This is a genomic window from Sphingomonas sp. SAFR-052, from assembly GCF_051965015.1.
GTDB lineage: Bacteria > Pseudomonadota > Alphaproteobacteria > Sphingomonadales > Sphingomonadaceae > Sphingomonas.
Genome location: NZ_JBQCMO010000001.1, coordinates 130,781 through 144,386 on the forward strand (window position 1 = coordinate 130,781; position 13,606 = coordinate 144,386).

A 13,606-nucleotide genomic window follows, 5' to 3' on the forward strand; every position below is an offset into this window, starting at 1 on the left:
AGGGAAGGCGCGGCCTATTCCCCCGCCAGCTTCTCGATCGAGCGGTGGCAGAAGACGCGGCGGTCGTCCTCGATTAGCATCGGCGGCATCATGGTCGCGCAGGCATCGATCGCCAGCGGACAGCGCGGCAGGAAGCTGCATCCGACCGCGCGCATCCGCGCACCGCCGGTCGTGTTCGCATCGCGTGCGGGCGTTTCTTCCAGCCAGCCGGGCCGCAATTCGGGCACCGATGCGGTCAGCAGCCGGGTATAGGGATGGTGCGCGCCGTGGCGCAGGCCGCGCTGTGCCACGTTTTCGGCAACCCGGCCCGCATACAGCACCAGCACATCGTCGCTGATCGCGCGCACGATCTCGAGGTCGTGGGTGATGAACATATAGGCGAGGCCGAGTTCGCGCCGGAGGTCGATCAGCAGGTCGAGCACCGCTTCGGCGACCACCGGGTCGAGCGCCGAGGTCACTTCGTCGCACAGCAGCAGCTCGGGCCGGGCGGCAAGGGCTCGCGCCAGGTTCACGCGCTGTTTCTGCCCGCCCGACAATTCGCCCGGCAACCGGTCGGCCAATGCCGCAGGCAGGCGAACGAGGTCGAGCAGCCGCGCGACCTCCGCCTTTGCCGATCGGCGATCCATGCCGTGATAGAAGGCGAGGGGCCGCGCGATCGCCGCGCCGACGCTGACCGCCGGGTTGAGCGCGGTGTCGGCGCTCTGGAACACCATCTGCACCCGCCGCAGTTCGTCGCGCGAGCGGCGACGGACGACCGGCGCCAACGGCTGGCCGTCGAGCAGGATGCGGCCGGCGGTCGGCGCGTGCAGCCCGGCGACGACGCGCGCCAGCGTACTCTTTCCGCAGCCTGATTCACCGATCACGCCCAGCACCTGTCCGCGCCGGATCGACACGTCGATGCCGTCGAGGATCTTCACGCGCGGACTGCCGTCATGGTTGACGCCGCCATAGCCGGCGACGACGCCCCACAGGTCGAGCAGCGGCTTCTCCTCGATCACCGGTGCTGTGGCCGGCGCGCGCGGGGCGGCGGCGGCGACCAGCGCGCGGCTATAGTCATGCGTCGGTGCGAACAATATCTGGTCGGTGGTGCCGAGTTCCTGCACCTCGCCACCGCGCAACACTGCGATCCGGTCGGCGATCTGCGCGACCACCGACAAATCGTGGGTGACATAGACGGCGGTGGTGCCGAGATCGCGAACCGCGTCCTTGAATGCCTTCAATACCTCGATCTGCGTCGTCACGTCCAATGCGGTCGTCGGTTCGTCGAAGATCACCAGCTTCGGATCGGTGATGAGCGCCATCGCCGCCATCAGCCGCTGCAACTGCCCGCCCGACACCTGGTGCGGATAGCGTTCGCCGACTCCTTCCGGGTCGGGCAGGGCGAGGCGGCGGAACAGGTCCTTCGCCTTTGCCTCGGCCGCGGCGCGGTCGAGCGTGCCGTGGATCAGCGCCGGTTCGATCACCTGCGCCATGATCGTCAGCGACGGGTTGAACGCGGCGGCGGCGCTCTGCGCGACATAGGCGACGGTGCGCCCGCGCACCGCCCGCAGTTCCTCGGCACTCGCCCCGTCGAGCCGTTGGCCGGCGACCTCGATCGTGCCGCCGGCGATGCGACAGCCGGGGCGGGCATAGCCGAGCAGCGACAGCGCGATCGTCGTCTTGCCCGACCCCGATTCGCCGATCAGCGCCAACACCTCGCCCGGCGCCACCCACAGGGTGCAGTCGGGGACGATCACGATCTCGCGCCCGTCCTCGCCAGTGGCGGTGATGCGCAGATGCTCGATACGCGCCAGCGGAGCGGTCATCGCCGCCGCCGTCCGGGAAGGGAGTCGATCAACAAATTCATCCCGATGGTGAGGGAGGCGATCGCCACCGCCGGAAACAGCACGGCGGGCGCGCCGAAGCCCAATCCGGCGATATTCTCGCGGACCAGCGCGCCGAGGTCGGCTTCGGGCGGCTGGACGCCGAGGCCGAGGAACGACAGGCCGCTAAGCAGCAGCACGACGAACACGAAGCGCAGTCCGAAATCGGCGGCGAGCGGCCCGGTGACGTTGGGCAGCACCTCACGCACGACGATATAGGGCAGGCGTTCGCCACGCGCCCGCGCGGCCGACACGAAATCGAGCGCCATGACCCCCAGCGCCAGCGAGCGCGCGGTGCGGAATGCGCCGGGGGTGTAGATCACCGCCAGCGTCCCGATCAGCACCGGGATCGACGCGCCGGTCGCGGCGATCACGACGAGGGCGAACATCAGGCTGGGGATGGCGATGACGATGTCGAACAGCCGCGACAACAGCATGTCGACCCATCCGCCCGCCGCCGCCGCCAAACCCAGCAGCACGCCGGTCACGACGGCGATCGCGGTCGCGACAAAGGCGATGAAAACCGTATAGCGCGCGCCGTAGAGCACCCGGCTGAGCATGTCGCGGCCGAGGTAGTCAGTGCCGAGCGGCGCCATACGGCTGATAGGACCGAATACGTCGAGGTCGATGATCTCGCCCACGCCATGTGGGGCGAACGCCGGGCCGGTCAGTGCCACCACCACCCATAGCAGCACGAGCGCGAGGCCGATCCGGCCGCTGGTCGCCATACCCCTCACCGGTGGCGCAGCCGCGGATTGGCGAGGATCGCGACGACGTCGGCGGTCGTCACCAGCACCAGATAGGCGATGCAGAAGATGATCGCGACGGTCTGCACTAGCGGCAGGTCGCGGGTCGCCACCGCATCGACCATCAGCCGCGCGACACCCGGATAGTTGAAGATGATTTCGACCACGATGACGCCCCCCAGCAGCGTCGACAGGCTAAGCGCGATCGCATTGGCGATCGGCCCGATGGCGTTGGGCAGCGCATGGCGCAGCACCACGCGGGCGGGCGAACAGCCTTTCAGCCGCGCCGCCTCCGCATAGGACGTGTCGAGCGCGTCGATCACCGCCGCGCGCGTCATCCGCACCATCTGCGCCATCACGAAACAGGCGAGGCTGAACACCGGCAGTGCGAAGACGCGGAGCAAATCCCAGGTCGAATGAATGTCGCGCGTCGACGACAGCGCCGGCAGCCAGCGCAGCGTCACCGCGAACAGCATTACTGCCAACGTCGCGATCAGGAATTCGGGCACCGAGACGATGCCGATCGTCGCAATGCTGATCGTACGGTCGAACGCCGTGCCGCGCTTCACCGCCGCGACGATGCCGAGCAGCAGCGCGAACGGCACCGACACCAACGCCGTCAGCCCGGCCAGCGTCAGCGAATTGCGCAGCCGCGCGGCGATCATCTCCCACACCGGCAGCCCGGTGATGAGCGAACGCCCCGGATTGCCGGTCAGCACGCCCGTAGCCCAGTCGAGATAGCGCTCCCACGCCGGCTGATCGAGATTCATCGCGGCGCGCAGCCCCGCCAGCGCCTCGGGCGTGGCGCTCTGGCCGAGGATCGCCTCGGCCACGTCACCCTCCATCAGCTGCGCGATGCCGAACACCGCCAGCGACACGAACAGCAGCGTGACGAGCGACGCACCGATCCGGCGCAGGATCAGCGAGGCGAGCGGCGAGAGCGTCACTTGCCCTCCAGCCAGACATGGGCGGCGAAGTCATAGCCCATCAATCCCCCCTGCGGCATCGGCCGCAGCCCCTTTACGCGCGGGCTGAACGCATCGAGCGAACTGATGAACAGCGGGATGCCGATACCGGCCTGGTCGTGGACCAGATGCTGCATCTCACCATAGAGCGACTTGCGGCGTGCCTCGTCGGTTTCGCCGCGCGCGGCGTCGAGCAACCGGTCGAACCGCGCATTCTTCCACGCGCTTTCGTTCCACAGCGCGTTCGAGGCGAAGAACTGCGTGAAGATGATGTCGGCGGTCGGGCGCGGGTTGGTGTTGCCGAAGCCCAGCGGCACCTTCATCCAGCTGTTGGTCCAGTATCCGTCCGACGGTACGCGACGAATGTCGAAGCCGATCCCGGCGCGCTGCCCGGCATCCTGGATCAGCACCGCCATGTCGTCCGATTTGTCGGCGGCGGTCGAGGTGACGATCGGCATCCGCGCGCCGATCATACCCGCGCGTTTGAAATGGAACCGCGCGCGTTCGGGATCGAACGGGCGCTGCGGAACGCTCGGATCGTAATAGGGGTTACTCGGCGCGATCGGCTGGTCGTTGGCGATCGTTGCATAGCCGCGAAAGATCGCGCTGCGCATCGTCTCGCGATCGAGCAGCAGCTTCATGCCGGCCACGAAATCGGGATTATCGCCCGGCGGCCGGTCCATCCGCATGATGAGATCGGTATAGCCGCTCGACTTGGTTTCGAGCAGGCCGAAGCCCGCGTCGCGCATATGGCGGGCGATGCGCGGATTGATCGCGTTGATGAGGTCGACATCGCCCGACAGCAGCGCGTTGATCCGGGCGCTGTCGTCGGAGATCGCGAACAGCTCGCATTCGCCCAGCCGGATCGGACCACGCCAATATTCGTCATAGCGGGCGGTCAGCGATCGGATGCCGGGCTGGAACTCGATCATCCGCATCGGCCCGGTGCCGACCGGCTTGCTGAAGTCGCGCGTCCCGTCGCGGACGATCTGGAACTGCGCGATGCCCAGGATCGTCGGCAGGTCAGCATTGGCGCTGTTCAGCACGATCCGCACCCGGTCGGGCCCGTCGGCGCGGACCGATGCGAACTGATCGGCGAACACCTTCGCCTTCGATCCGACGGCGGGATCGAGATGGCGGCGCAGCGAATAGAGCACGTCGGCGACGGTCAGCGGCGATCCGTCATGGAAGCGCACGCCCTTGCGCAGGCGGATCGACCAGTCGCGCGCATCGCCGGTCTCGATCGCCTCGGCCAGCGCCGGTTGCGGCTTGAAATACTGGTCGAGCTTGGTCAGCCCGTCATAGACCATCGCGCAGCGACAGAAATCGGTGATGACCGTCTGCCGCGCCGGGTCCATCGTGTCGGCGGTCGACGACACCGCGACCGCGACACGCAGCCGCCCGCCGACCGGCTCGGGCCGCGCCGGTTCGAACCCGCATGCGCCGAGCCCGAGCGACAGCCCGCCGCCGCCTATCAGGCGGATCGCACCCCGCCGGCCGATCAATGCCGCCAGTCCTGATAACGGTAATAGGCACCGACCGCCGGCAGGAACCATGGCGGCCCGAAATGGCCCGGCACCGCCGGCCATGCGATCTCGTGAAACGGATTTTCGTCCGCCGCGCTCGCGCCGCCCAGGATGCGGGCCATCGCCTCGCCCATCACCACCGAAATCTGCGTGCCATGGCCGCTATAGCCCATCGCGTAATGGATGCCGTCGCGGACACCGGCCCGCGGCAGGCGATCGGCGGTCAGGTCGACGATCCCGCCCCAGGTATGGGAGATCTTCGTATCGGCCAGCTGCGGAAAGATGCGGCGCATGCCTGCTTCGAGGATCGCGCCGCTACGCGCGTCGCTGCGCGGGCTCGACAGGGCGAAGCGCGCGCGACCGCCGAAGATCAACCGGTCGTCGGCGGTCAGGCGGAAATAATTGCCGACATTGCGCGTGGTCGTGCCGTTGCGCCGCCGCGGCATGATTGCGCGCGCCAGGTCGCCCAATGGTTCGGTCGCGACGATGAAGCTGCCGATCGGCACGATCCGCCGCCGCAGCCAGCGGAAGGGGCCTGCCATCGACGCGCCGGTCGCCAGCAACACCGCATCGGCCTCGATCGTGCCGCGCTTCGTCGTCAGCCGGTGACGGCCACCCGGAATGCGATCGATACCCGTCAGCGCCGCGTCTGCGTACAGCTTCGCGCCATGGCGGGCGGCGGCATCGGCCAGCCCGGTGGCGAAGCGGCCCATGTGCAGCGATCCGCTGCGCGGGAACAGCAGGCCGCCATGAAAGGCATCGGACCCGATCTCTTGGGCCAGGTCGGCCTTTGCGATCAGGCGAATATCGGGTTCGACCGTCTGCGACAGCAGTTCCGCTTGGGCGGCGAGCTTCGCGACATGTTCGGGCTTGTCGGCCAGCTTCAGCTTGCCGTTGCGGGTAAAGTCGCAGGCGATGGCTTCCTCGGCCACGATTGCTTCGACCCGGTCGACGCCCTTGTCGAACGCGCGGTAGATCGCCGTCGCGCGCTCGATACCGAACCGTGCGATCAGGGCGGCGAAGTCGCCGGCGATACCGTTGTTGCACTGGCCGCCATTGCGCCCCGATGCCTCGCCCGCGATCCGCCCCGCCTCGACCACGACCACGTCGGTACCTGCCATCGCCAGCGCGCGTGCGGCGGCGAGGCCGGTGAAGCCGCCCCCCACGACCACCACCGACGCGCGCGCCGGCACCGGGCCATGTTCGGCCCGTGCGAAGCGTTCGCCGCTGTCCAGCCAATAGGATTCCAGCTTCATCGCGTGTCCCGCGTCCCCCACGGAGCGAGGCTGCTCCGACACGGCATAATCTGCTCCAACCGAGTCGGCATCGTTACACCTTAGTTGCGCCAACGACAGGTCATATGTGCCGATCACCGGCCCGACGACCGCACGGCGTACCGCCTGCGCCGCATTTCCCTGCGGTAGGGCGGCGCTACCCCCAAGGCGGCAGGATATTCCGGTGATCGGTCGATTTATGCGCGATAAGATGCCGGTCGCGTCGCGGCGCGGCACCTCCTGCGCCCTGCACCCGGCTACACCATGGCAAGAGGATAGCGATGGAACGCGAAACGATGCAGACAAGTGCCGATCCCCAGCCCGCCGAAAGCCGGACGATGCGCCTACGTGCGATGACGCAGGACGATATCGCGGGGCTGCATGCCTTGTCGAAGGCCGAACAATGGCCGCACCGTGCCGAGGATCTGGCCGACATGCTGGCGGTCGGCACCGGCACCGTTGCCGAACTGGGCGGCGAAATCGTCGGCACGACCATGTGGTGGCGCGCCGGTCCGAAGGTGGCGACGCTCGGCATGGTCATCGTGTCGCGGCGGCATCGCGGGGCGGGCATCGGCCGGATCGTGATGGAATCGGTGCTCGACCAGATTGCGGAGGCGCTGGGCGGCGACGCGACGGTCCAGTTGAACGCGACCGAGGACGGACTGCCGCTCTATCGCAAGCTGGGCTTTACCGGCATCGGCGAGATATTGCAGCATCAAGGCGCGGCATTCCAGGCGCCGTTGGTTCCGCTCGGCCCCGGCGAACGCATCCGCCCGATGGGCGAGCGCGACGGGGCGGTGGTCGATGCGCTGGTCCGCGCCGGCAGCGGGCTCGACCGGCCGAGCGTGATGACGCTGCTGCGTGAAAAGGCGCACGGCGTGGTGCTGACGCAGGGTGACGAGGTCACCGGCGCCGCGCTGTTCCGCCGGTTCGGGCGCGGCTATGTCGTCGGCCCGGTCATCGCCCCCGACATGGTGCGCGCCCAGGCGCTGATCGCGCAGTGGATCGGGTCGCGCAGCGGCGAGTTCATCCGGCTCGACATTCACGGCAATAGCGGGTTGGGACCATGGCTGGAGGAACTGGGACTGGTACGGGTCGGGCGGGTAGTGACGATGGTGAAGGGCGCCGAGCCGCCGGCGACCGCCCCCGCGACGGCGTTCGCGATCGTGAGCCAGGCGCTGTGCTGAGCGACGCCGACCTGCGCGGCACCGGGCTGCTGCTCGAAACGATGCTGATCGGCGGCGAATGGGTCGCGGCGAAGGATGGCGCGACGCTCGACGTGACCGATCCCGCGACCGGCGAGGTTATCGGCACCATCCCGGCAGCGGGGGCGGAGGACACGGAGGCGGCGATCGCTGCCGCAGCCGCCGCGCTGCCGGCATGGAAGCGGCGCACCGCCGACGACCGCGCGACGCTGCTCGAGCGCTGGCACGCGCTGATCCTCGACAATGCCGACACGCTGGCGGCGATCATGACCGCCGAACAGGGCAAGCCGCTGGCCGAGGCGAAGGGCGAGATCGGCTATGCCGCGTCGTTCGTGAAATGGTTCGCGGGCGAGGGGCGGCGGATCGCCGGCCACACCATCCCGGCGCCGACCAGCGACCGCCGCATCCTCGCGACGCGCGAACCGGTCGGGGTGTGCGCGGCGATCACCCCGTGGAATTTCCCGGCGGCGATGATCACGCGCAAGGTCGCCCCGGCGCTGGCGGCAGGCTGCACCGTCGTCATCAAGCCGTCCGAACTGACCCCGTACACCGCACTGGCGCTGTGCAAGTTGGCCGAACAGGCCGGGATTCCGGCGGGGGTCGTCAACATCGTCACCGGCCTGCCGCAGGCGATCGGCGCGGCGCTGACCGCATCGCCGGTAGTGCGCAAACTGTCCTTTACCGGATCGACCCGCGTCGGGTCGCTGCTGATGCAGCAATCGGCCGACACGCTGAAGCGCCTCAGCCTCGAACTGGGCGGCAACGCGCCGTTCATTGTGTTCGACGATGCCGATATCGATGCGGCGGTGGCGGGCGCGATGGCGTCCAAATTCCGCAACGCCGGCCAGACCTGCGTCTGCGCCAACCGCATCCTCGTGCAGGACGGCATCCACGGCCGGTTCGTCGAGAAGCTGGGCGAGGCGGTTCGCGCACTCCGCGTCGGCAATGGCCGCAGCGACGGCGTGACGATCGGCCCGCTCATCAATGCCGCGGCGACGCAGAAGGTCGCCGACCACCTGTCCGACGCGCTGGCCAAGGGCGCGCAGGTCGCCGCCGCACCCGATGGCGTCGAGGTGAATGAACGCTTCGCCCGTCCGGTGGTGCTGACCGGCGCGACCCCCGACATGCGGCTGGCATCGGAGGAAACGTTCGGACCCGTCGCGCCGATCTTCCGCTTTTCGGCCGAGCAGGAGGCGATCGACCTCGCCAACGCCACCCCGTTCGGCCTCGCCAGCTATTTCTACACCGAGGACCTGCACCGTGCGTGGCGCGTCGGCGAGGCGCTGGAGTTCGGCATGGTCGGGCTGAACACCGGCGGCCTCGCGATGGAAATGTCGCCGTTCGGCGGGATCAAGGCATCGGGCCTCGGCCGCGAGGGCGGGCGCGAAGGCATCGACGAATATCTGGAAACCAAGGCGTTCCATTGGGGGGGATTGAAGGGCCTGTGACCAATTATCGGATTGCGGTGATTCCCGGCGACGGGATCGGCAAGGAAGTCGTGCCCGAAGGTATCCGCGCGCTCGAAGCGGCGGCGGCGGCGCATGGCTTCACCGTCGAACAGCAATGGCATGATTTCGCGAGCTGCGATTATTATGTCCGCCACGGCCGGATGATGCCTGAGGATTGGAAGGCGCGGATCGGCGACGTCGACGCGATCTTCTTCGGTGCGGTCGGCTGGCCCGATACCGTGCCCGACCATATCTCGCTGTGGGATTCGCTGATCCAGTTCCGGCGCGAATATGACCAGTATGTCAATCTGCGCCCGGCGCGGCTGATGCCGGGCGTCCCGTGCCCGTTGGCCGGTCGTCAGCCGGGCGACATCGACATGATGATCGTGCGCGAGAATACCGAGGGCGAATATTCGGCGATCGGCGGGACCGCCTTTCCTGGCACCGACCGGGAAGTCGTGCTGCAGGAAACGGTGATGACCCGCATCGGCACCGACCGCATCCTGCGCTACGCCTTCGACCTCGCGCAGCAGCGTCCGGCTAGGCATCTGACCTCGGCGACCAAGTCGAACGGCATCGCCATCACCATGCCGTGGTGGGACAGCCGCGTCGCGGCGATGGCGGAGCACTATCCCGACATCCGCACTGACAAGTATCATATCGACATCCTCGCCGCGCAGTTCGTAATGAACCCCGACCGCTTCGACGTGGTCGTCGCCTCCAACCTGTTCGGCGACATCCTGTCCGATCTGGGCCCGGCCTGCACCGGCACGATCGGCATCGCGCCGTGCGGTAATATCAACCCCGACCGCAGCGTGCCGTCGCTGTTCGAACCGGTCCATGGTTCGGCCCCGGATATCGCCGGGCAGGGGATTGCCAATCCAGTCGGCCAGATCTGGTGCGCGGCGATGATGCTCGACCATTTCGGCGAACACGCTGCGGCGAAGTCGATCGTCACGGCGATCGAGACGGTATTAGCCAGCGACAAAGGTCGCACCCGCGACCTCAAGGGCATGGCAAATACCGAAGAATGCGGGAAGGCGGTCGCGGCGGCGATCGGCTGACCTGCGGCGGCGGCGCGGCAGGTTCGGCATAATCTGCCGCACATTCGCGAAGTTCGGCAGCCGGACCCCGTCCGGCAGCCCGCAGTATCACCCCGCCGCCGCAGTCCCCCCCTACACTGGACCCATCATCAGACAACAGGGCCAGGCATGTTCTCCAATTCGCTGATCGAGGCCGACCGCCGCCACCTCATTCACCCTGTCACCGCATGGCGCGGGCACGAGGCACGCGGCGCGACCGTGCTGACCGGCGGGCAGGGCATGTACCTGACCGATGGCGACGGCAACCGGCTGCTCGACGCCTTTGCCGGGCTGTGGTGCGTCAATATTGGCTATGGCCATGAAAGTGTGGTCGAGGCGGCGGCCGAACAGATGCGGCGGCTGCCCTATGCCACCGGCTATTTCTCGTTCGCCAGCGAACCCGCGATCCGGCTGGCCGAGCGGCTGGCCGGACTGTCGCCGCCGGGCCTCGACCGCGTCTATTTCTCGCTGGGCGGATCGGACGCGGTCGACTCCGCGCTGCGCTTCATCGTCAACTACTGGAATGCCAAGGGGCGCCCGACCAAGAAACAGGTGATCGCGCTCGACAAGGGCTATCATGGGTCGTCGTCCAACGGCGCGGGGATCACCGGCCTGCCCGCCTTTCACCGGCTGTTCGATCTGCCGCACGACTGGCAGCATCATATTCCGGCCGCCTATCCCTATCGCCATGCCGTCGGCAGCGATCCGCAGGCGGTGATCGACGCCAGCGTCGCCGCACTTCGAGACAAGGTCGCCGAACTGGGCGCGGACAATGTCGCCGCCTTCTTCGCCGAACCGGTCCAGGGATCGGCCGGTGTCATCGTGCCGCCGAAAGGCTGGCTGGCGGCGATGCGCGCGACCTGCACCGACCTGGGCATCCTGCTGGTAGCGGACGAGGTCATTACCGGCTTCGGCCGTACTGGTCCGCTGTTTGCTTGCGAAACCGAAGGGGTGACACCCGACCTCATGACGCTCGCCAAGGGGCTGACCGCCGGTTACGTGCCGATGGGTGCGGTGCTGATGACCGACGAAATCTATGCCGGTATCGCCGACGGACCCGACAACCACCTGCCGGTCGGGCATGGCGCGACCTATTCGGGGCATCCGGTGTCGGCGGCGGTCGCAATGGCGGTGCTCGATCTGTACGAAGGCGGCATCCTCGCCAACGGCATCGCCCGCGCGCCGCAACTGGCCGCCGGGCTGGCGACGATCGCCGATCATCCGCTGGTAGGCGATGTGCGACACGCCGGGATGCTAGCCGGCATCGAACTGGTCGCGGACAAGGCGAACAAGACGCGGTTCGACGCATCGGTCGGCCTGCCAGACAAGCTCGCACGGACCGGATACGCCAACGGCATCATCTTTCGCGCCTTTGCCGACGGCACGATCGGTCTGGCGCCGGCGATCAGTTGCGATGAAACCGATATGGCTGCATTGCTCGAACGCCTGACGCGCACGCTCGATCAGGTGGCCGACATGGCCGAGGTTCGCGTCAGCCTGCGATAGACGTTGCGGTTACGGAATGACGGGATAGAGTCGCTGCCATGACCCCTTCGCCCAAACTCGATCGGCTGGACTTTCGCATCCTTGCGCAGTTGCAGCGCAACGGGCGGATCACCAACGTCGATCTGGCCGATGCGGTCGGCCTGTCGCCGAGCCCCTGCCTGTCGCGGGTCAAGCGGCTTGAGAAGGCCGGCTATATCACCGGCTATGGCGCACATGTCGCGCTCGCCAAGCTGGGTGAGACGCTGACCGTCTTTACCGAAATTACGCTCAAGGACCATCGCACCGGCGACTTTTCGCGCTTCGAACAACGCGCGCGCAACGTTCCCGAAGTCGTCGAATGCCATCTCGTCAGCGGCGGCTACGACTATCTGGTGAAGTTCATCACCCGCAACGTGTCGCAATATCAGGAGCTGATCGAATCGATCCTCGAAAGCGATTTCGGGATCGAGAAATATTTCAGCTATATCGTACTCAAATCTCCGATCGTGAAACGCTACGACCCGATCGAGGCGCTGTTCGACGAGCGGAGCTGACCAAGGGGCGCCCGACGATGCGTATCGACGACCAGGATCTTGCCGACCTCGCAGCGCTGCGCCGCGACCTGCACGCCCATCCCGAACTGGGCTTTGCCGAACACCGCACCGCCGCGATCATTGCAGAGGCATTGCGCGCCGCCGGGCTGGAGGTGACGGCCGGGATCGGCGGTACCGGCGTGGTCGGGACGTTGCGCAACGGTCCGGGCAACGGCGCGATCGGCTTTCGCGCCGACATGGACGCGCTGCCCTTCGCCGAACAGACCGGGCTGCCCTATGCCAGCACGACGCCGGGCGTGTTCCATGGTTGCGGCCATGACGGGCATAGCGCGACGCTGATCGGCGCGGCGCGGCATCTGGCGAAGACGCGCGACTTTTCGGGTACGATCCACTTCATCTTCCAACCGGCCGAGGAAGGGCAAGGCGGGGCCGATGCGATGGTCCGCGACGGGCTGTTCGATCGTTTCCCGTGCGACCGGGTGTTCGCGCTCCACAACTGGCCCGACCTGCCGCTTGGCGCCGCCCGTACCCGGCCGGGGCCGATCATGGCCGCCGCCGACCGGTTCGAGATCGCGATTTCGGGCAAGGGCGGCCACGCCGCGATGCCGCACCAGACGCCCGACGCGATCCTTGCCGCCGCGACGCTGGTCCAGCAGCTCAACACGATCGTCGCCCGCCGTATTCCGCCGACCGAAAGCGCGGTGCTGTCGGTGACCAAGGTGCATGGCGGCGATTCGCACAATGTCATCCCGGCGACGGTGACGCTGACCGGCACGGTGCGGACCTTCTCCCCGCACGTGCAGGACCGGATCGAGGAATCGCTGCGTGCGATCTGCGACGGGGTCGCGCGGTCGAGCGAGACCGAGATCGCGGTCGACTATGTCCGCTATTATCCTGCGACCGTGAACGATGCCGAAAGCGCCGCGATCGCGCTGGCGGCGGCGCAGGCAGTGTGTGACGATGCGCAGGAGGCGCCGGCTCCGGCTTTCACCTCCGAAGACTTCGCCTTCATGCTGCGCGCCCGGCCCGGCGCCTATCTGTGGATGGGGCAGCGCGACGACACCCATGTCGCCGCGCTCCATCACCCGGCCTATGACTTCAACGACGCGGTGACGCCGATCGGCATCGCGTGGTTCGCCGAACTGGCGCGGACACAGCTTCCCGCCGGCTAAAGCGCGATGACATGATTTTGACCCATCGTGACGGAGCGAGAATGGCTGCGTGGCGAGGAGCGAGGAGGGAGCGGGGCTTTGCCCCCGTGACCGACGAGCGACGCTGCCACGCAGCCATTTTCGCCCGCCCCATGCGGTTGCGTTGGGGCGCTCGCCGGACGTCGTCAGGAAGCTTGCCCGGGCCGATAGCCCGCGCTGCGCGTCCTTCCTCGCCGGCAAACGCCCCAACGCAATCCCGATGGGTCAAAACCATGCCATCACGCTTAACGGCATGAATGGATGGGCGC

At 67.7% G+C, this 13,606-nt stretch carries 11 protein-coding genes; 6 read left to right on the forward strand and 5 right to left on the reverse strand.

The window, feature by feature from the left end; genetic code table 11:
• Positions 1–14: 14 nt before the first annotated feature.
• From ACTHQV_RS00610 to ACTHQV_RS00630, 5 genes are read right to left on the reverse strand one after another with little or no spacing between them, the layout of a single operon-like run.
• Positions 15–1,805 carry an ABC transporter ATP-binding protein gene (locus ACTHQV_RS00610; RefSeq protein WP_440487852.1) on the reverse strand — a complete coding sequence of 597 codons (1,791 nt, stop codon included), beginning with the start codon at positions 1,803–1,805 and terminating at the stop codon, positions 15–17.
• The gene (locus ACTHQV_RS00615; RefSeq protein ID WP_440487853.1) at positions 1,802–2,590 is read right to left on the reverse strand and encodes an ABC transporter permease; all 789 of its coding nucleotides are present in this window, start codon (positions 2,588–2,590) and stop codon (positions 1,802–1,804) included. Before ACTHQV_RS00615 ends, ACTHQV_RS00610 begins: the two co-directional genes overlap by 4 nt.
• A gap of 5 nt (positions 2,591–2,595) precedes the next feature.
• Positions 2,596–3,555, reverse strand: coding sequence for an ABC transporter permease (locus tag ACTHQV_RS00620; protein WP_440487854.1), 960 nt, complete (start codon positions 3,553–3,555; stop codon positions 2,596–2,598).
• Entirely contained in the window at positions 3,552–5,078 is a 1,527-nt protein-coding gene (locus ACTHQV_RS00625; RefSeq protein ID WP_440487855.1) for an ABC transporter substrate-binding protein, read from the reverse strand. The genes ACTHQV_RS00620 and ACTHQV_RS00625 overlap by 4 nt, the downstream gene beginning before the upstream one ends.
• Entirely contained in the window at positions 5,075–6,355 is a 1,281-nt protein-coding gene (locus ACTHQV_RS00630; RefSeq protein WP_440487856.1) for an NAD(P)/FAD-dependent oxidoreductase, read from the reverse strand. The genes ACTHQV_RS00625 and ACTHQV_RS00630 overlap by 4 nt, the downstream gene beginning before the upstream one ends.
• Positions 6,356–6,654: 299 nt before the next feature.
• Between ACTHQV_RS00630 and ACTHQV_RS00635 the strand changes: the two genes are divergently transcribed.
• The 6 genes from ACTHQV_RS00635 (at position 6,655) to ACTHQV_RS00660 (ending at position 13,319) form a co-directional block, all read left to right on the forward strand.
• Complete coding sequence (locus ACTHQV_RS00635) at positions 6,655–7,560, forward strand: GNAT family N-acetyltransferase (RefSeq protein ID WP_440487857.1); 906 nt, start codon at positions 6,655–6,657, stop codon at positions 7,558–7,560.
• A 41-nt stretch (positions 7,561–7,601) separates the two neighbouring features.
• Positions 7,602–9,026, forward strand: a complete 1,425-nt coding sequence (locus ACTHQV_RS00640) for an NAD-dependent succinate-semialdehyde dehydrogenase (protein ID WP_440488297.1) — start codon at positions 7,602–7,604, stop codon at positions 9,024–9,026.
• Positions 9,023–10,090 carry a tartrate dehydrogenase gene (locus ACTHQV_RS00645; RefSeq protein WP_440487858.1) on the forward strand — a complete coding sequence of 356 codons (1,068 nt, stop codon included), beginning with the start codon at positions 9,023–9,025 and terminating at the stop codon, positions 10,088–10,090. The genes ACTHQV_RS00640 and ACTHQV_RS00645 overlap by 4 nt, the downstream gene beginning before the upstream one ends.
• Positions 10,091–10,237: 147 nt before the next feature.
• A complete protein-coding gene (locus ACTHQV_RS00650; RefSeq protein ID WP_440487860.1) occupies positions 10,238–11,614 on the forward strand; it encodes an aminotransferase class III-fold pyridoxal phosphate-dependent enzyme in 1,377 nt (458 codons plus the stop codon).
• 38 nt (positions 11,615–11,652) lie between these two features.
• The gene (locus ACTHQV_RS00655; RefSeq protein ID WP_242116998.1) at positions 11,653–12,147 is read left to right on the forward strand and encodes an Lrp/AsnC family transcriptional regulator; all 495 of its coding nucleotides are present in this window, start codon (positions 11,653–11,655) and stop codon (positions 12,145–12,147) included.
• Between the two features lie 17 nt (positions 12,148–12,164).
• Complete coding sequence (locus ACTHQV_RS00660; RefSeq protein ID WP_440487862.1) at positions 12,165–13,319, forward strand: M20 aminoacylase family protein; 1,155 nt, start codon at positions 12,165–12,167, stop codon at positions 13,317–13,319.
• Positions 13,320–13,606: the final 287 nt, after the last annotated feature.